The following is an 18288-nucleotide window of genomic DNA, read 5'->3' on the forward strand; positions in this document are numbered from 1 at the left end:
TCAGATATCCTTCATCAACCGCAGCGCATCGTAAATCGCCGCATGGGTATTGCGCGCGGACACCGCATCGCCAATACGAAAAAGCTTGAATGTCCCTTCCGGATTGCGGACCACCTCTTGCGGACGACCGGCAATCAACGCGTCGTGATCCACCTCGCCCAGATTGCGCGACAGCGGTTTCAGCTCGAAGTAGAGATCGTCCAGCGGCAGCGTGCCATAGTTCACCACCACCTGATCATAGGTCTTCTCAGAGGTGAACTTGCTGTAATCCGTCCCGATCTTGGCCTTCAGCCGATTGCCATCCCGCGTCACATCCAAGAGCCGCCGGGTTACCGTAAAGGTCACGTCCTTGTCCTGAAGGCTGCGCATATAGGGCACCAGATTCATCGCCATGATATCAGGGGCAAACACCCGGTCCGGCGTCATCACCTCAACGCTTGCTCCCGCGTTGGCCGCGACCTCCGCCGCCATCAACCCCGGATGATCGCCGCTTTCATCATAGATCAAGACATTCTGACCCGGCTTCACATCACCCGAGATGATATCCCACGCGGTGACAGCCACTTCCTGCTCCTTGCCGCTCTCGAACAGCTCGCGATTGGGCAGCCCCCCTGTGGCCACGATCACCACATCGGGGTTGAGCGCGGTCACATCCTCCGCCTCGGCGAAGGTGTTGAAATGAAACACCACATCGCGCGCCGCGCATTGCGCCATGCGCCAGTCGATGATGCTGATCATCTCGCGCCGCCGCGGATTGAGCGCGGTCAGACGGATTTGCCCGCCCGGATCGGGCTGCGCCTCGAACACCGTCACATCATGGCCGCGCTCTGCGGCCACGCGCGCGGCCTCCAGCCCCGCCGGTCCCGCGCCGACGATCACTACCTTTTTAGACACGTCCGCCGGGGCAATGTCATGCGGCATGGTCAGTTCACGGCCCGTTGCGGCATTGTGGATACACAGCGCCTCACCGGCGGCATAGATCCGGTCCAGACAGAACGTGGCCCCCACACAGGGCCGAATATCATCCTCGCGTCCTTCGATGATCTTGCGCACGATATGCGGGTCCGCCATATGCGCCCGCGTCATGCCGACCATATCCAGCAGGCCCGCCTGTATCGCATGCCGCGCGGTCGCCACATCGGGGATCTTCGCGGCATGAAACGTGGGCATCCCCGTGGCCGCCTTGACCGCCCCCGCGAAATCCAGATGCGGCGCGTTTTTCATCCCCTGCACCGGGATCACATCGGTCATCGCCGGATCGGTGTGAATACGCCCGCGGATCACATTGAGGAAATCGACCATGCCGGTCGCCGCCAGCCGCTTGGAAATCTCGATCCCTTCCTCGGGCGTAATGCCGCCCGCCTCGGCCTCATCCGCCGTATAGCGCAGACCGACGATGAACTCCGACCCCACCCGTTTGCGAATGGCCGCCAGCACATCCAACAGCAGCTTCATCCGGCTCTCTAGACTCTGCCCGCCATAAGGTCCGTCCAGATCATTGGTCAGCGGCGACCAGAACTGATCGAGCAGGTGGCCGTAGACCTGCAACTCGATCCCATCCATGCCCCCCTCTTTCATCCGCTCGGTGGCGTCGGCAAAATCGGTGATGATGCGCGCAATATCCCAATCCTCGGCCAGCTTGGGAAACGCCCGGTGCGCTGGCTCGCGGTGCTTGGACGAGGATACGGACGGCAACCAGTCGCCCTTGGCCCAGCCGGTCCGCCGCCCCAGATGCGTGAGCTGAATCATCACCGCACAGCCATGCTCGTGACACGCATCGGTCAGTTGCCGGATATAGGGCACCACCTCGTCCTTGTAGGCCAGAACGTTGTTGAACACGGGCGGGCTGTCCTTGGACACCGCCGCCGACCCTGCGGTCATCGCCAGCGCCACACCCGCGCGGGCGCGCTCGGCGTGATAGGCGGTATAGCGCGCCTTGGGCATGCCATCTTCGGGATAGGCCGGCTCATGGCTCGTGGTCATGATCCGGTTTTTCAGGGTCAGATGTTTCAGTTGATAGGGCTGGAGCAACGGATCACGCGACATGGGCGATACCTTTCGTCAATTTCGTTTCAATACCAAGCGTCGACCATCTCGGACTTGCGCCGCGCGATGAACTCGCAGAGCGCGCCGTCAATTGCGGCATCCATCTGCGGCGCCTCATAGGTCTCCAATACCGCCTTCCAGGCGCGATTGGCGCGCGTCATCGCGTCGATACCCCCCGCCTCTGACCATGTCTCAAAGGTGTCGTTGTCGTCCAGCCCACTATCCCAATAGGCGGTCTCGTAATGGCGCAGCGTATGGGCGCAGCCAAACATATGCTCACCCGGCCCCTTCTCGGCCAAGGCTTCAAAGGCCAGCGTGTCCTCATTCACCTCCAGCCCCTTGAGCAAGACATGCAGCGCCCCGCACATATCCATGTCGAGCATCAGCTTTTCATAGGACATCGACAACAACCCATCTAGGAACCCCGCCGAATGCAGGATAAAATTCGCCCCGCCATTGACCGCCGACATCATCGACATCATGGCCTGCGTCATCGCTTGCGCATCCGGCAACTTGGAAGTGCTGAAATTGCCCGCACAGCGCAACGGCATGTTGAGCCGCCGCGCGATCTGCCCCATCACCAGCGATCCCAGCGCAGGCTCGGGCGTGCCAAAGGTCGGCGATCCGGTGCGCAACGACATTGACGACAAGAAACTGCCCAGAATCGCAGGCGCACCGGGCCGCACCAATTGCGTCAGCGCACAGCCCACCATGCTCTCGGCCAGACATTGCGCAATCGCTCCCGGCATGGTCAGCGGCGACACCGCCCCGCCCAAGAGGAATGGCAGGTGAATAGACCCCTGTCCGGCGGCGGCATAGGCGCGAATGCCGCGCGTGCTGACCCCGTCCCAGACCAAGGGCGAGGTCGAGTTGAAATTGCCCATAATCACGCAATGGCTGTCTACATAGTCCGCCCCAAACAGAATGCGGCACATCTCGATGCTATCCTCCGCCCGCTCCGGCGCGGTGATCGAACCCAAGAACGCCCGATCCGAATAGCGCATATGTGCGTACACCATATCCAGATGCCGCTTGTTCACCGGCACATCCGTCGGCTCACAGATCGTGCCCCCTGAATGATGCAGCCAGGGCGAGGATTGCGCCAGCTTGATCAGGTTCTGGAAATCCTCAATCGTGCCATAGCGCCGCCCCTTGTCCATATCCATCACGAAGGGCGAACCATAGGCGGGCGCAAACACCATCGAGCGGCCCCCGATCCGCACCGATTTGGCCGGGTTGCGCGCATGCTGCGTGAACTCGGCGGGCGCGGTCGCCAACAGCCCCCGAATCAGCCCCGGCTCGAACGTGACGTTCCACGCCTCCGGTCCGACATCCCGGGCCTTGCCCCCCGCCTGCTGAAAGAGGCGCACGGTCTCTGGGTCTTCGCGAAACTCAATGCCGATCTCGGCCAATATCCGGTCCGCCGTTGCGATGATCGCGTCCAGCGACTCTTCGGATGCGATGTCATGGGTGGGAATACCGCGCGTGATATAGGGCACATGCAGCGGATTCACTCCGGCACCCGCGCCGGTGCCCCGGCGCACCTGCATGGCGGCCCGCCCTGCACGGGCACGGCGCGCGGTCGGAACAGGTATATCGACGGGAATTTCAGAGGGCGTAGCGTGCGGCATCGGCTTGGTCCTGAGGTGGCCGAATAGAATCCGGCGGTGGCTGGTTGAAACACTATCGACACTACTGTCGAGAAAATCCACAAACCTGTCAAGAGATTTGCCACCACCGCCAAAACCAGCTAGTCTCGCGCCATGAACAGCCCCCAAACCGCCCGCCGTATCAAACCCGCCCCCGATCCCGCCGCCCGCGGCTCTGAGGATCTATGGCTCAATGCCGCCTATGAGGTGCTCGTCACCGCCGGAGTAGAGGCGGTCAAGGTGATGCCGCTGGCACAGATGCTTGGCCTGTCGCGCACCAGTTTCTATTGGCATTTCAAGGACCGCGAGGCGCTGCTCGCCGCCCTTCTCGACCGATGGGAGACACAAAACACCGGCAATCTTGTCGCCCGCACCGAGGCCTATGCGGAATCGATCAACGAGGCGCTCTACAACCTCTTCGACTGCTGGCTCACCCGCGAGCTGTTCGATTCCCGCCTTGATTTCGCGATCCGCAACTGGGCGCTTGGCGACCCGGCGATCAAGGCCAAGCTGCAACGCACAGATGAAACCCGCATCACCGCTATCCGCGCCATGTTTGAGCGATTCGGCTACGCCAGCGATCACGCCGACACCCGCGCCCATACCGTCTATTACACCCAGATCGGCTATATCTCGATGATGGTGGCAGAACCCCGCGATATCCGCATCGCCCGCATGCCCGCCTATGTCGAAAATTTCTCGGGCCATCCCCCGGCCCCCACGGAAACCGCCCGCTTCATGGCCCGCCATACCGACACTTGAACGGCAGCGCGGCCCGCGACTGGACCTTTTGCCAAAGCTGTGGAATGGATTGGGCACCGTCCTCTGGGGGACAGACGACAATCCGGGCCGGATCAACCGCCCGACATCAGGGAGAGATCAGAGATGACATTCAAAACACTGGCCATCGCAGGCGCGCTGAGCCTCGCGGCTGTCACGGCACAGGCCGACATCAAGGTGGGCATGATCACCACGCTTTCGGGCGGTGGGGCGGGCCTTGGCATCGACGTGCGCGACGGCTTCATGCTGGCACTGGAACAATCCGGGCGCAGCGACATAGAGGTGATTATCGAGGATGATCAGCGTAAACCCGACATCGCCGTGCAACTCTCGGACAAGATGATCCAGTCCGACAAGGTCGATGTGATGACCGGCATCATCTGGTCCAACCTCGCCATGGCCGTGGTGCCCGGTGCGGTGGCGCAGGGCAAATTCTACCTCTCGCCCAATGCCGGACCCTCGGCGCTCGCGGGCAAGGGCTGTCATCCCAACTATTTCAACGTCGCATGGCAGAACGATAACCTGCATGAGGCGGCAGGTGCCTATGCCAATGACGCGGGCTATAAAAACAGCTTCATTCTCGCCCCGAACTACCCGGCAGGTCAGGACGCCCTGACCGGCTACAAGCGGATGTATCAGGGCGCGCTGGCAGGCGAGATCTACACCCAACTGGGCCAGACCGATTACGCCGCCGAGATCGCCCAGATTCGCGCCAGCGGTGCCGATAGCGTGTTTTTCTTCCTGCCGGGCGGCATGGGGATTTCCTTCCTCAAGCAATATGCCGACAGCGGCGTTGGCCTGCCCGTGGTCGGCCCCGCCTTCAGCTTTGATCAGGGCATCTTGCAGGCCGTGGGCGACGCAGCCCTTGGCGTGGTCAACACCTCGCAATGGTCCAAAGATATCGACAACGCAACCAATGTCGCCTTTGTCGCCAGCTTTCAGGAAAAATATGGCCGCCTGCCCTCGCTCTACGCAAGCCAAGGGTTTGACACCGCCAACCTGCTGATCTCGGCACTGGATCAGGCACAGCCCTCCGACGCCGATGCTTTCCGCGCAGCCCTCAAGGCCGCCGATTTCGCCAGCACGCGCGGCGACTTTGCCTTTGGCAACAACCATCACCCGATTCAGGACATCTATGTCCGCGAGGTGATCAAGGAAGGCGATATCTACACCAACAAGATCATCGGTGTGGCGCTGGAAGATCACGCCGATGCCTATGCGGCAGAGTGCAAGATGTAAAACCAACCGCCGGGCCGTCCACACGGCCCCCCCACCCGCCTCATGTCGCTCTGACCCACGCCAATGGTCGTTTGCCACCTTCCCACCGGATAAAACTCGCGGCATAGAAAGACATGACCGACTCGCACAGCCCCTCACTCCCTTCCCTGCCCGGCACCGACTGGCCCCGGCTTGAACCCGGCTGGGTCTGGCTCTGTGGTGCCGGACCGGGCGATCCCGGCCTGCTTACGCTGCACGCGCTCAATGCCCTGCAACAGGCCGATGTGGTGATCTATGACGCGCTGGTGCAAGAGACGATCCTTGACTGGGCCCCACAGGCACAACAGATTTACGCGGGCAAACGCGGCGGCAAACCCTCGGCCAAACAGCGTGACATTTCCCTGCAACTGGTGGACTTCGCCCGCGAGGGCAAGCGCGTGCTGCGCCTCAAGGGCGGCGATCCGTTTGTCTTTGGCCGCGGCGGCGAAGAGGCGCAAACTCTGGTGCAGCACGGCGTGCCGATCCGCATCATTCCGGGCATCAGCGCCGGTATCGGCGGGCTTGCCTATGCGGGCATCCCGGTCACCCACCGCGACGTCAACCAATCCGTGACATTCGTGACGGGGCATGACCAATCCGGCCTCACGCCCTCGTCACTCAACTGGCCGGCAATTGCGCAGGGCAGTCAGGTGCTCGTGATCTACATGGGCATGAAACACGCAAACCAGATCAGCGAGGCGCTCCTCGACGCAGGGCGCCCCGCGGATGAACCCTGCGCCGTGGTCGCCTCCGCCACCACCCCCGATCAGCGCGTGCTGGAAACCACTCTCGGACATCTCGCCGCGGATATCGAGGCAAGCGGCTTTGAGCCGCCTGCGATCCTCTGCATCGGGCGTTCGGTGCTGATGCGTCAGGTGCTCGACTGGCAGGGCATGCTGGCTGGGGCCGCCCCCCGCGATCTTGACCCGCTCGGTCGTGGCTTGCCCGCCGAGACCGCATGCGGGGGCTGATCCTCGCCGCGCCCTCCTCGGGTGCAGGCAAGACCACGCTCACCCTCGCCCTCCTGCGCCTTCTCTCCCGTGACGGTCTGCCCGTGCGCGGCGCGAAATCCGGTCCAGATTACATCGATCCCCGCTTTCACGAGGCCGCCTGCGGCGAACCCTGCCCCAATCTCGACGCCTTCGCCATGTCCCCCGACCGCCTGCGCAACCTTGCGGCCGGTACGGGCCTGCTGATCATCGAGGGGGCAATGGGCCTCTTCGACGGTGCGCCGCCGGACGGGCGTGGCGCTGTGGCCGATCTGGCGCGGCATCTGGGCCTGCCCGTCGTTCTGGTGGTGGACGTAGGCCGTATGGCAGGCTCGATCGCGCCGCTTGTGGCCGGATTCGCAGGGTTTGACCCAATGGTGCGCGTCGCAGGCGTGATGCTCAACAACGTAGGCTCCGACCGGCACGAGGCGATGCTGCGCCGCGCGCTTGCCCCTCTCGGTCTGCCGGTGCTGGCCGCACTCCGCCGCGATCCGGCGCTGGCGCAACCCTCACGCCATCTGGGGCTGGTGCAGGCCAGCGAACGCCCCGATCTCGATCATTTTCTCGACACCGCCGCCGACGCACTGGCCGCAACCCTTGACCGTGCCACCCTGCTGTCGCTCGCGGCCCCCTTGCCCAAGGCCACAGCCGCTCCGCGCCTGACGCCCCCAGCACAGGTCATCGCCCTCGCTCAGGATCACGCCTTCGGGTTTGCCTATCCGCATATGCTGGCCGACTGGCGCGCGGCGGGAGCGGAAATCCGGCCGTTTTCCCCTTTGGCCAACGATCCGGTGCCGCACGCGGATTTCATCTTTCTCCCCGGTGGCTACCCGGAATTGCACGCGGGCCAGATCGCCGCCAACCAAGTCTTCATGCAAAGCCTAAGGATCACCGCGCAAACAACTGAAATATATGGAGAATGCGGCGGCTACATGGTGCTTGGCGAGGGCCTGACCGACGCCACCGGCACCCGGCACGCCATGGCCGGCCTACTGCCGCTGGAAACCAGCTTTGCCACCCGCCGGCTGCATCTCGGCTATCGCCAGCTTGAGGCGCAGGCCGGGCCATTCCCCGGCACATGGACCGCCCATGAGTTTCACTACGCCACCACCCTGCGTGCTGACGGCCCGCCGCTCTTTGCCGCCCGTGACGCCGAAGGCACAACCTTGCCCCCGATGGGCCTACGCATCGCGCGGACCTGCGGCTCCTTCGCCCACCTGATCGACCGCACCTGAATTGCCCTTGCAGCGCCAGCGCGACAGGTCTAGCACTTCGCGCATGACCGATATTGCCCTCTTTCCCGACGATAGCCGCGCCAAGCGTAACGTAGCCGTTCTGGTCGCAGCCCAAGCGATCCTTGGGGCACAGATGCCGATGATCTTTGTCGTGGGCGGGCTCGCGGGGCAGTCACTCGCCTCCAATATCTGCTTTGCGACCCTGCCGATATCGCTGATTGTTCTGGGCTCGATGCTCTCGGCCACGCCGATTTCCCACATGATGCAGCGTTATGGCCGCCGCACGGGCTTTATGATTGGCGCAAGCGCTGGCGCAATTGGCGGGGCGGTCGGCGCCTATGGGCTTTATACGGCCTCTTTCCCGATTTTCCTCTTGGGCAGCCTGATCACCGGCACCTATATGTCTGCTCAGGGGTTCTACCGCTTTGCCGCCGCCGACACCGCCAGCGACACCTTTCGACCCAAGGCAATTTCCTACGTCATGGCGGGCGGCCTGTTGAGCGCGGTCATAGGGCCGCAACTGGTCAAGGCCACATCGCAGGCCATGGTGATCCCGTTCTTGGGCACCTATCTCGCGATCATCGCCCTCAACCTCGCAGGCGCGTTTCTCTTTCTGATGCTCGACATCCCCAAACCCCCCGTACCCGCCGTGGACGCACCGCAGGGCCGCAGCCGGATGGAGCTCCTGAAAACCCCGCGCATTGCGGTGGCGGTGATCTGCGCAACCGTGTCCTATGCCCTGATGAATCTGGTAATGACCTCGACGCCCTTGGCCGTCGTCGGCTGCGGCTTTGAGGCCGGGCATGCGGCGGATGTGGTGACAGCACATGTTCTGGCGATGTATATCCCGTCGTTCTTCACCGGCCACCTGATCGCCCGCCTTGGCGTGGAAAAGATCATGGCCACCGGCCTTGTCATCCTCGCAGGCGCGGGTGCCGTCGCCCTCAACGGCGTCGAACTCGAGAATTTCTTTCTCGCACTGATCCTCTTGGGCCTCGGCTGGAACTTTGGCTTTATCGGGGCCACCACCATGCTCGCAGGGGCCCATGCCCCGCATGAGCGTGGGCGCATGCAGGGTCTCAACGACCTGATCGTGTTCGGCGGCGTGACCTTTGCCTCCCTGTCCTCGGGCGGGCTGATGAACTGTTCGGGCGGCACGCCTCAGGCGGGCTGGACCTCGGTGAACCTCGCCATGGCCCCGTTCCTGATGCTGGCAGGCGGCGCGCTGATCTGGCTGGCACTGCGCCCCAAGGACGCCTGAGCGCGAACGGCACGGGTGAATTTGAGTATTTGTAGAACGATGAAACACCGAGGGCGCACATGATATTGCAGATTTGGCAGAGCTACCGCCGCCTGCCCCTTTGGGTGCAAATCTGGGTCGCATTCATCCTCGTGCCGGTCAATGCCGCCTCTGTGCTCTACATCACCCAACCCGCAGGCGCGTGGCTGGCGCTTATGGCGGTGGGCGCGATGCTCTGCAACGGGGGGCTGATGCTGGTCGAGCGCGGCTTTTCCAAGGTCATGGCCCTGCCGCATGTGCTGATCTGGACACCGATGCTGGGGCTGATCTTGTGGCTTTTGGCGCAGGACCTTGCTGCATCCTATCGGACCTATCTCGTGATCCTGATGGCGGTCGACGTGGTCTCGCTCATTCTCGACTATATCGACACGCGCAAATGGCTGTCAGGCGACCGCAAGATCGCCTGACACCGTCTTTCGCTTAGCCCAGCTTGCGCAGCCGCGCGAACAGGCTCGACGTATCCCAGCGCCCGCCGCCCATCTTTTGGACATCCTTGTAGAACTGATCCACCAGCGCCGTCACCGGCAGGCTGGCGTCGGTCTCATCCGCGGTCGACAGGCAGATACCCAGATCCTTGCGCATCCAGTCTACGGCAAAGCCATGGTTCCACTTGTCGTCAAGCATGGTCTCGTAACGGTTCGACATCTGCCACGACCCGGCCGCACCCTGAGAGATCACCTCGACCACCGCGCGCCCGTCCAGACCCGCCTTTTCAGCGAAATGCAGCGCCTCGGCCAGCCCCTGCACCAGACCAGCAATGGCGATCTGGTTGCACATCTTGGTCATCTGACCGGCCCCACTCTCGCCGATCCGGCGGCAGAGCTTGGAATAGACCTGTATGATCGGCTCGGCGGCCCCATAGGCGTCCGCATCCCCCCCACACATGATCGAAAGCTGGCCATTCTCGGCCCCCGCCTGACCGCCCGACACCGGCGCGTCGACAAAATTCAGCCCCGCCGCCTTGGCCTCGGCATAAAGCTCGGCCGTGACCTTGGACGACACCGTGGTGTGATCCACAAAGACAGCGCCCGACGCCATCCCGGCAAAGGCCCCATCCGGCCCCTGACAGACCGAGCGCAAATCGTCGTCATTGCCAACACAAGCCATCACGAATTCGGCCCCTGCTGCGGCCTCGCGCGGGGTCGCGGCATGGCTGCCCCCATGCTGGCCCACCCATTTTTCCGCCTTGGCCGCGCTGCGGTTATAGACGCAGACCTCATGCCCGGCAGCCGCCAGGTGCCCTGCCATCGGATAGCCCATAACCCCGAGCCCCAGAAACGCCAATTTTGCCATTGCCCTGTCCTCTCCCATATCGTGTGCCATTGTCTTACCGGGGTTTTCTGACTATCCCCGGCAGGTGATGCAAGTGGAAAATAGGGCGGTGCCGGGGCATGACAGGGGTTGTCAAATGGTTGTTGCGGCTGGCGGGCGGGGCAATCCTGCTGGCGCTTCTGGCCCTGCTGGGGGCGTATTTCCTGCTCTCCCGCTCACTGCCCGAATATGACAAGACGCTCACAGTGACCGGCCTGACCGCCCCGGTCGAGATCGTGCGCGACAACGCCAATGTGCCCCATATTCTGGGCCAGACCGAGGCCGACAGCTTTTTCGGGCTGGGCTATGCGCATGCCCAGGACCGGCTTTGGCAGATGACGATGATGCGCCGCACCGTGCAGGGACGGCTCTCCGAGGTGTTTGGCACCCGCACGGTCAAGATCGACAGCACCATGCGCCGCTTTGATCTCTATACTCTGGCCCGCCAGTCCGTTGCGGTACAGGATGCCGAAACACTGGCGGCTCTCAAGGCCTATTCCGACGGCGTCAACGCTCGCCTGACCGAAATCAACCGAGAGGCTCTGGGGCGCGGCGCACCCGAACAATTCCTGTTCAATGCACCCATCGCACCTTGGCAGCCCGCGGATTCCATCGCTCTGATCAAACTCATGGCGGTGCAACTGTCCTCGCATCTGGAAAATGAGGTGCTCTTTGCCCGCGCCTCACTGGCGCTCGAAGACCCTCAGCGCCTTGCGGATATCATGCCGCTGACCCCCGGCACTGGAATCGCCGCCCTGCCCGACTATGCCGCGCTCTTTCCCAAGGCCAACTGGGCGCGCATGGCCGAAACCGACGAAGATGTGACCCGCAATCCGCTCTCGCCCTTCAAACACCGCGCCTTTGCCGGGGCCTCCAATGCCTTTGCCGCGGCCCCCTCGCGCTCGGCTTCGGGTGGCACGCTCTTGGCCAATGACCCGCATTTGGGCTTTTCCGCGCCCAATACCTGGTATCTTGCCCGGCTTGAGCTGAAATCAGGCGGGGTAATCGGCGGCACCATTCCCGGCATTCCGGCGGTTCTGACCGGGCGCAGCGCGCGCCTTGGCTGGGCCATTACCTCGTCCTATCTTGATGATCAGGATCTCTATATTGAGGAGCTGAGCCCGGATAATCCCAACGAATACCGCACGCCCGACGGCTGGAAACCGTTTCGCACGACCCGCTCGATCATCGAGATCAAGGATGCCGATCCGGTCACGCTCACTCTGCGCTGGACAGACAACGGCCCGGTTTTGCCCGGCAGCCATTACGATCTGGCCGAAGTGACGCCGGCGGGCCATGTCGCGGCCCTCAACTGGACCGCCCTCAGCCCCAATGACACCACGATATCCGCAGCCATCGGGCTGATGCGCGCACAATCGGTGCAAGAGGCGATCGACCTCAGCCGCCTCTATATTGCCCCCTCGCAAAACCTGACGCTGGTGGACGCCACGACAATCGCCATGCGTACCATCGGGGCAATGCCGCGCCGCGACGCAAGACACGAGAGCGAAGGTCGCATGCCCGCACGCGGCTGGCTCGCGGAAAACCGCTGGCATGGCATGCTGCCCTTTGCCGCCAACCCCGAATTCGTGGCCCCCTCTGGCGGCATCCTCGGCAATACCAACAACAAGGTGGTGGACCGGCCCTTTCCCATGCATGTGACCCATCATTGGGGTGACACGCAGCGCGTCCATCGCTGGCGGCGGCTCATGCAAACCCGCGAGGTGCACACCCGCGACAGCTTTATCGAGGCACAGCTTGACACGGTCAGCTTTACCGCCCGCTCGCTCCTGCCTCTGATTGGCGCGGATCTGTGGTTCACCGGCGAATCCGCCCCCGAAGGCACACCCGAACGCCTGCGCCAAAAGGCGCTTGCGATGCTCGCGGATTGGAACGGCGAGATGAACGAACACCTGCCAGAGCCGCTGATCTATGCCGCATGGATGCGCGCACTGATGGACCGGCTGACCCGCGATGACCTTGGCCCGCTCGCGCGCGAATTCGACCACCCCGATCCGGTGTTTATCGAACGGGTGTATCGCGACATGGACGGCGCCGCCGCATGGTGCGACGTCAAACAATCAGCCGCCATTGAGACCTGCACCGACACCGCCCGCATGGCGCTTGACGACGCGCTGATTTGGATTTCAGAGCGCTATGGCCAATCGCTTGAGAGCCTGCGCTGGGGTGACGCGCATCAGGCCACACATGACCATCAGGTGCTGGGCGATGTGCCGCTGCTGCGTCATGTCGTCAACATCCGTCAATCCACCTCGGGGGGCGACCATACGCTCTTGCGCGGGCGCACGCGCGGCGGCACCGGGCCGAATGCGTTCCAGAACGTGCACGGGGCCGGGTACCGTGGAGTCTATGATTTTGCCGATCCCGACAGCAGCGTCTTTATCATCGCCACCGGGCAATCGGGCCATTTCCTCAGCCGCCATTACGACGATCTTGCGCAACTCTGGCGACGCGGCGAATATATCCCGATGTCCCTCGACCCCGATCTCGCCCGCGCGGCGGCGGTGGGTGTCACCACTCTGCGTCCCGAAGGACAGTAAAGACATTGCCTTCAACACGCCCCCTGCATCCGCGACGGTCTGGGCTATGCCATGACGCCCGAACAACCGCACATCGCAACACCTGAGAAAATCGCCACACAAGCCCCCCCGGTCGGGTGCGCCTGCCATCACGAAATCTCCCACAGCCGATCACGCGCCCCTTCCCCCCGCCGCAGTCCTGCTTTAAAGACCCCGCATGCATATCCCCGAAGGAGCCCGCCCCATGCAGGAACCGTCCATCACCCCCGATCTCATCGCGGCCCACGGCCTCAAACCCGAGGAATATGACCGCATCCTCGAGATCATCGGACGCGAGCCGAGCTTTACAGAGCTTGGCATCTTCTCTGCGATGTGGAACGAGCATTGCTCCTACAAATCCTCCAAGAAATGGCTGCGCACCCTGCCCACCACCGGCCCGCAGGTGATCTGCGGCCCCGGCGAGAACGCGGGCGTCGTCGATATCGGCGATGGTCAGGCGGTTGTGTTCAAGATGGAAAGCCACAACCACCCCTCCTATATCGAGCCCTATCAGGGGGCCGCGACCGGCGTCGGCGGCATCCTGCGCGATGTCTTCACCATGGGCGCACGCCCCATCGCCTCGATGAACTCGCTCAGCTTTGGCGAACCCGCACACCCCAAGACCCGCCAGCTTGTGCACGGCGTGGTGGCAGGCGTGGGCGGTTACGGCAACTGCTTTGGCGTGCCCTGCGCGGGCGGCGAGGTGCGGTTTGATCCGGCCTATAATGGCAACTGCCTTGTGAACGCCTTTGCCGCCGGACTGGCCGATGCCGACAAGATCTTTTACTCCGCCGCCTCCGGTGTCGGCATGCCCGTGGTTTACCTCGGGGCCAAGACGGGGCGCGACGGGGTTGGTGGGGCCACCATGGCCTCGGCCGAATTTGATGACAGCATCGAGGAAAAGCGCCCCACCGTGCAGGTGGGGGACCCCTTCACCGAAAAGCGCCTGATGGAGGCCTGTCTCGAACTGATGGCCACCGGCGCGGTGATCTCGATTCAGGACATGGGTGCTGCGGGCCTCACCTGCTCTGCGGTGGAAATGGGCGACAAGGGCGGCTTGGGCGTCAAACTGCAACTCGACGCCGTGCCGCAACGCGAAGCCAACATGACCGCCTATGAAATGATGCTCTCGGAATCGCAGGAACGCATGCTGATGGTGCTGCGCCCCGAGCTCGAGGCCGAAGCGCGCGCCGTGTTCGAAAAATGGGATCTCGACTTTGCCATCGTCGGCGAAACCATCGCCGAAGACCGCTTTCTCATCCTGCACGGCAATGACATCAAGGCCGACCTGCCCTTGGCCACCCTCTCGGGATCGGCCCCGGAATATGACCGCCCTTGGGTCGAAACCGCCCCCGCCGCATCACTCGACCCGGAAACCGTGCCGGGCGTCGATCCCATCGACGGGCTCAAGGCGCTGATCGGCTCGGTCAATTATTGTGCGCGCCAGTGGGTCTATGAGCAATATGACACCATGGTCATGGCCGACACCGCCCGCACGCCCGGTCAGGGCGCGGGCCTGATCCGTGTGCATGGCACAGATAAATTGCTGGCCTTCACCTCTGACGTGACCCCGCGCTACGTCAAGGCCAACCCCTTTGAGGGCGGCAAACAGGCGGTGGCCGAGGCATACCGCAACCTTTCTGCCTTGGGCGCAGTTCCCCTTGCCACCACCGACAACCTGAACTTCGGCAACCCCGAAAAACCCGAGATCATGGGCCAGTTCGTCGGCGCGATCAAAGGCATCGGCGCAGCCGTGGCCGCACTCGACATGCCGATCGTGTCGGGCAATGTCTCGCTCTACAACGAAACCGATGGCACCGCGATCCTGCCCACCCCCACCATCGGCGCGGTGGGCCTGATCCGCGACCCTGAAACCGCCATCACCGGACAGGCGCGCGACGGGCATGTGGCACTGCTCTTGGGCGAAACCCATGGGCACATGGGCCAATCGGCGCTGCTGGCCGAGGTGTTCAACCGGGTTGAGGGCGATGCCCCGCCCGTGGACCTCGATGCCGAAAAACGCCACGGCGATTTCATCCGCGCCAATCACGCGCTGATCAAGGCCTGCACCGACCTCAGCGACGGGGGCTTGGCTCTCGCCGCCTTCGAGATGGCCGAAGCGGCGGGCGTGGGCGTCCACCTCGATACCGATGACACCGCTACCCTCTTTGCCGAGGATCAGGCGCGCTATCTCATCGCCTGCAATTTCGATCAGGCCGAGGCGCTGATGATCGCGGCGGGCCGCGCCGGCATAACGCTCAGCTCCGTGGGCCGCTTTACTGGCGACACAGTGCGCTTGGGCAAATCCGAGGCCCCGCTTGCCGAGTTGTCAGATATCTACCGGGGCACCTTTGGGGCGACCTTCGGCTAGGCGAACCCGCACAGGAGGGCAACGCCTTTGGGCTGAAGGGGGCGTCGCCCCACCGATTGCGCGAAATCAACGCACCCAGCACCCGCCCGCTCCACCGGGCGGGCCCTGTGCTGTGCATCGGTCGGGACCAACGTCCGCAACAGCCCAAACCCACAGCCCATCACTTTTTCCGGAGCACCATGGCGCGGACCCTGCCCCCGTGGCAGGCTGACCCCAGCCATGAAAGGACCGCACATGCTCCACCGCCTGCTCCTCGTCAGTCTCTGCCTGCTCTCCAATCCGCTCGCGGCCCAAGAACCCACACAAGACCCCCCGATGACCCTTGAGCGGCTCGACACCATTATCCGCACCCTCGACCCCGCGGCCCAAAGCAACGGCAGCATCTGGCAACTCAGCATCAACGAGGTACAAGTGCTCATCGTCACCGACGAGACCGCAGACCGCATGCGCGCCATGACCCCTGTCGCCAAGACCGAAGAACTGACACCCGAAGACCTCAACCGCATCCTGCAAGCCAATTTCGATACCGCCCTCGATGCCCGCTACGCCATCGCCAAGGACCTTCTGTGGGCGGCCTTCATCCACCCGCTCAAACCGCTGGAAAAGGACGAGTTCATCTCGGGTCTCGGTCAGGTGGTGAACCTCGCGCAGAGCTATGGCACGCTCTATTCAGGTGGCGCGCTGCAATATGGCGGCGGCGACAGTGGCGCGCTGCAACGCGCGCTGATTGATGGTCTGCTCAAAAAGGGCGAAGAAATCTGAACCGCAGTCAGGGGGGGGGCGCCGCCCCCCCCGCGCCCTAGGGCGCGTCCCCCCGAGGTATTTCTCGCCAGATGAAAACCGCGGCCTGCCCTCTCTTGCACTCCCCCCGGCCGCGCTCTACATCTTGGGTAAGACCTGACAAGGAGACCCCCGATGGCCATGCTCGCCTCCGATCTCGAAGCCCTGATCCGCCAAGCCCTGCCCAACGCCAGAATCACTGTCGAAGGCGAAGACGGCGTGCACTTTGCCGCCGAAGTCGTCGACGAAAGCTTTCGCGGCCTGAACCGGGTGCAACAGCAACGTGCCGTCTATGCCGCACTCAAGGGCAAGATGGACGGCCCCAACGGCGCAGTGCATGCACTGGCCCTGACCACCAAGGCCCCAGACTGACCAGATGGAGCCCCGCCTGCTTGGTGCCTTGCCGCTTTTGCCCTTTGCGATGATCTTTGCCTCTACCATGTGGCACGAGATCCGCCGCTATAGCCGAAACGGACGCGCCACATATGGGCTCAGTTATTGCCAAGAGACCGACAGCCCCCATGTAACCCTTTTGGGCGACGACTAAATCGGGTATGACCCCGAACAAACCGACACCCCGGCCTAGGCCGGTTGACAGATCGATAGGATAAGCCATGACTGACGCCAAGACCCGCATCGAAGAGACCGTGAAATCCGCAGATGTCGTGCTCTATATGAAGGGCACCAAGGACATGCCGCAATGCGGCTTTTCCTCCCGCGTGGCGGGCGTGCTGAATTACATGGGCGTGGACTTCAAGGATGTGAACGTGCTCTCTGACGAGGAAATCCGTCAGGGCATCAAGGACTATTCCGACTGGCCCACCATTCCGCAACTCTATGTCAAAGGCGAGTTCGTGGGTGGCTGCGACATCATCACCGAGATGACGCTCTCGGGCGAGCTTGATGAGCTTTTTGAAAAATCCGGCGTGTCCTACGACAAGGACGCCGCCGAGAAAATCCGCGAAGCGAATGCCTGATCGGAAGGGTCGGTCAAACCGTACGGTTTGACCGCACAAACGTACAACTCACCCCTGCCGGGTCCAGCCCCAGAGGCAGAGCATTTCCATGATTACATGCGCCCCGGCGATGGCCGTGGCGCCGGTGGTGTCATAGGGCGGTGACACCTCAACCATATCCCCCCCCACCAGATTGATCCCCGCCAGATCACGCAGGATAATCGCCGCCTGCGCCGAGGTCAGCCCACCCCAGACCGGCGTGCCGGTGCCGGGCGCATAGGCGGGGTCAAGCGCATCGATGTCAAAGGTCATATAAACCTGCCTATCGCCCACGATCTCCTTGATTTTGCGCGCTATTTCCACCGGACCCTCCAGATGCACCTGCCGCGCGTCCAGCGTGGCAAAGCCCATTGTGTCAGGGTTTGTGGTGCGAATGCCCACCTGAACAGAGCGCGTAACATCGACGAATCCCTGCTTTACCGCCTTGTACATCATCGTGCCATGGTCGATCCGGGTCAGATCGTCATCAACCCATGTATCGGAATGCGCATCAAAATGGATCACGGCCAACGGCCCGTATTTCTCGGCATGCGCCTGTAACAGCGGCAGCGTAATATAATGATCGCCGCCAATCGCGAAACAGGCGCTGCCTGCCCCCAGAATGCCCTTTGCATGCTCATAGAGCGCATGAGGAAAGCCTGCTACATGCGCGTAATCAAAGGCTAAATCCCCATAATCAACAATGCTGAGATGGGACAGAGGATCATAGCCATCCCACCCATAAGGCGGATCAAAAACCTGAAGCGCGCTTGCCTCACGCACCGCGCGTGGCCCCATCCGCGTGCCGGTCCGGTTGGTCACCGATTGGTCAAACGGCACCCCGGTAATCGCCACATCAACGCCAGTCAGGTCCTTGGTATAGCGGCGGCGCGCAAAGGATAATGCCCCGGCAAAGGTGTTTTCATAGCTCAATCCACGCAGTGTTTCGCGCGTAAAAGCCTGATCTATCTGTGTTTTTGCGTCCTCAAGTGCCAT

General features: G+C 62.9%; 16 protein-coding genes. 12 read left to right on the forward strand and 4 right to left on the reverse strand.

The features are described 5' to 3' along the window. A complete protein-coding gene (locus ACN0SW_RS07880) occupies positions 1-2046 on the reverse strand; it encodes an FAD-dependent oxidoreductase (protein WP_417727360.1) in 2046 nt (681 codons plus the stop codon). Positions 2047-2072: 26 nt separating this feature from the next. Then, the gene (locus ACN0SW_RS07885) at positions 2073-3596 is read right to left on the reverse strand and encodes a trimethylamine methyltransferase family protein (protein ID WP_417727440.1); all 1524 of its coding nucleotides are present in this window, start codon (positions 3594-3596) and stop codon (positions 2073-2075) included. A 213-nt stretch (positions 3597-3809) separates the two neighbouring features. Between ACN0SW_RS07885 and ACN0SW_RS07890 the strand changes: the two genes are divergently transcribed. From ACN0SW_RS07890 to ACN0SW_RS07915, 6 genes are all read left to right on the forward strand, one after another. Further along, positions 3810-4457, forward strand: coding sequence for a TetR/AcrR family transcriptional regulator (locus ACN0SW_RS07890; protein ID WP_417727361.1), 648 nt, complete (start codon positions 3810-3812; stop codon positions 4455-4457). 123 nt (positions 4458-4580) lie between these two features. Further along, the gene (locus ACN0SW_RS07895) at positions 4581-5714 is read left to right on the forward strand and encodes an ABC transporter substrate-binding protein (RefSeq protein ID WP_417727362.1); all 1134 of its coding nucleotides are present in this window, start codon (positions 4581-4583) and stop codon (positions 5712-5714) included. Positions 5715-5827: 113 nt separating this feature from the next. Then, the gene (gene cobA / locus ACN0SW_RS07900; RefSeq protein WP_417727363.1) at positions 5828-6703 is read left to right on the forward strand and encodes a uroporphyrinogen-III C-methyltransferase; all 876 of its coding nucleotides are present in this window, start codon (positions 5828-5830) and stop codon (positions 6701-6703) included. Beyond that, on the forward strand, positions 6691-7956 hold the full coding sequence (locus tag ACN0SW_RS07905; RefSeq protein WP_417727364.1) for a cobyrinate a,c-diamide synthase: 1266 nt from the start codon (positions 6691-6693) through the stop codon (positions 7954-7956). Before cobA ends, ACN0SW_RS07905 begins: the two co-directional genes overlap by 13 nt. Before the next feature lie 43 nt (positions 7957-7999). Continuing rightward, positions 8000-9217: an MFS transporter gene (locus tag ACN0SW_RS07910; protein ID WP_417727365.1), complete on the forward strand. Its 1218-nt coding sequence runs from the start codon at positions 8000-8002 to the stop codon at positions 9215-9217. 59 nt (positions 9218-9276) lie between these two features. Next, positions 9277-9663: a hypothetical protein gene (locus ACN0SW_RS07915; RefSeq protein WP_417727366.1), complete on the forward strand. Its 387-nt coding sequence runs from the start codon at positions 9277-9279 to the stop codon at positions 9661-9663. A gap of 13 nt (positions 9664-9676) precedes the next feature. On the opposite strand, the gene ACN0SW_RS07920 is transcribed toward ACN0SW_RS07915, so the two are convergent. Then, positions 9677-10549 carry an NAD(P)-dependent oxidoreductase gene (locus tag ACN0SW_RS07920; protein ID WP_417727367.1) on the reverse strand — a complete coding sequence of 291 codons (873 nt, stop codon included), beginning with the start codon at positions 10547-10549 and terminating at the stop codon, positions 9677-9679. Positions 10550-10647: 98 nt separating this feature from the next. Between ACN0SW_RS07920 and ACN0SW_RS07925 the strand changes: the two genes are divergently transcribed. The 6 genes from ACN0SW_RS07925 (at position 10648) to grxD (ending at position 17274) form a co-directional block, all read left to right on the forward strand. Continuing rightward, a complete protein-coding gene (locus ACN0SW_RS07925) occupies positions 10648-13128 on the forward strand; it encodes a penicillin acylase family protein (RefSeq protein ID WP_417727368.1) in 2481 nt (826 codons plus the stop codon). A gap of 223 nt (positions 13129-13351) precedes the next feature. Continuing rightward, complete coding sequence (gene purL / locus ACN0SW_RS07930) at positions 13352-15517, forward strand: phosphoribosylformylglycinamidine synthase subunit PurL (RefSeq protein WP_417727369.1); 2166 nt, start codon at positions 13352-13354, stop codon at positions 15515-15517. A gap of 234 nt (positions 15518-15751) precedes the next feature. Further along, positions 15752-16279 carry a hypothetical protein gene (locus ACN0SW_RS07935; protein WP_417727370.1) on the forward strand — a complete coding sequence of 176 codons (528 nt, stop codon included), beginning with the start codon at positions 15752-15754 and terminating at the stop codon, positions 16277-16279. A 153-nt stretch (positions 16280-16432) separates the two neighbouring features. Further along, positions 16433-16669 carry a BolA/IbaG family iron-sulfur metabolism protein gene (locus ACN0SW_RS07940; RefSeq protein WP_417727371.1) on the forward strand — a complete coding sequence of 79 codons (237 nt, stop codon included), beginning with the start codon at positions 16433-16435 and terminating at the stop codon, positions 16667-16669. 4 nt (positions 16670-16673) lie between these two features. After that, positions 16674-16844 carry a hypothetical protein gene (locus ACN0SW_RS07945; protein WP_417727372.1) on the forward strand — a complete coding sequence of 57 codons (171 nt, stop codon included), beginning with the start codon at positions 16674-16676 and terminating at the stop codon, positions 16842-16844. 67 nt (positions 16845-16911) lie between these two features. Next, positions 16912-17274, forward strand: coding sequence for a Grx4 family monothiol glutaredoxin (gene grxD / locus ACN0SW_RS07950; protein ID WP_417727373.1), 363 nt, complete (start codon positions 16912-16914; stop codon positions 17272-17274). Between the two features lie 48 nt (positions 17275-17322). Here the strand turns inward: grxD and speB are convergent, their stop codons facing one another. Beyond that, positions 17323-18288: an agmatinase gene (speB, locus tag ACN0SW_RS07955; protein ID WP_417727374.1), complete on the reverse strand. Its 966-nt coding sequence runs from the start codon at positions 18286-18288 to the stop codon at positions 17323-17325.

It is taken from the genome of Roseovarius sp. (assembly GCF_048262375.1).
GTDB lineage: Bacteria > Pseudomonadota > Alphaproteobacteria > Rhodobacterales > Rhodobacteraceae > Roseovarius.

Coding starts and splice junctions, on each gene's coding strand:
- ACN0SW_RS07920 (WP_417727367.1), bottom strand. CDS start 10,549: ATGGCAAAATTGGCGTTTCTGGGGCTCGGGGTTATGGGCTATCCGATG.
- purL (WP_417727369.1), top strand. CDS start 13,352: ATGCAGGAACCGTCCATCACCCCCGATCTCATCGCGGCCCACGGCCTC.
- ACN0SW_RS07890 (WP_417727361.1), top strand. CDS start 3,810: ATGAACAGCCCCCAAACCGCCCGCCGTATCAAACCCGCCCCCGATCCC.
- cobA (WP_417727363.1), top strand. CDS start 5,828: ATGACCGACTCGCACAGCCCCTCACTCCCTTCCCTGCCCGGCACCGAC.
- ACN0SW_RS07915 (WP_417727366.1), top strand. CDS start 9,277: ATGATATTGCAGATTTGGCAGAGCTACCGCCGCCTGCCCCTTTGGGTG.
- ACN0SW_RS07880 (WP_417727360.1), bottom strand. CDS start 2,046: ATGTCGCGTGATCCGTTGCTCCAGCCCTATCAACTGAAACATCTGACC.
- speB (WP_417727374.1), bottom strand. CDS start 18,288: ATGGCACTTGAGGACGCAAAAACACAGATAGATCAGGCTTTTACGCGC.
- ACN0SW_RS07885 (WP_417727440.1), bottom strand. CDS start 3,596: ATGCAGGTGCGCCGGGGCACCGGCGCGGGTGCCGGAGTGAATCCGCTG.
- ACN0SW_RS07925 (WP_417727368.1), top strand. CDS start 10,648: ATGACAGGGGTTGTCAAATGGTTGTTGCGGCTGGCGGGCGGGGCAATC.
- ACN0SW_RS07910 (WP_417727365.1), top strand. CDS start 8,000: ATGACCGATATTGCCCTCTTTCCCGACGATAGCCGCGCCAAGCGTAAC.
- ACN0SW_RS07905 (WP_417727364.1), top strand. CDS start 6,691: ATGCGGGGGCTGATCCTCGCCGCGCCCTCCTCGGGTGCAGGCAAGACC.
- ACN0SW_RS07940 (WP_417727371.1), top strand. CDS start 16,433: ATGGCCATGCTCGCCTCCGATCTCGAAGCCCTGATCCGCCAAGCCCTG.
- grxD (WP_417727373.1), top strand. CDS start 16,912: ATGACTGACGCCAAGACCCGCATCGAAGAGACCGTGAAATCCGCAGAT.
- ACN0SW_RS07935 (WP_417727370.1), top strand. CDS start 15,752: ATGCTCCACCGCCTGCTCCTCGTCAGTCTCTGCCTGCTCTCCAATCCG.
- ACN0SW_RS07945 (WP_417727372.1), top strand. CDS start 16,674: ATGGAGCCCCGCCTGCTTGGTGCCTTGCCGCTTTTGCCCTTTGCGATG.
- ACN0SW_RS07895 (WP_417727362.1), top strand. CDS start 4,581: ATGACATTCAAAACACTGGCCATCGCAGGCGCGCTGAGCCTCGCGGCT.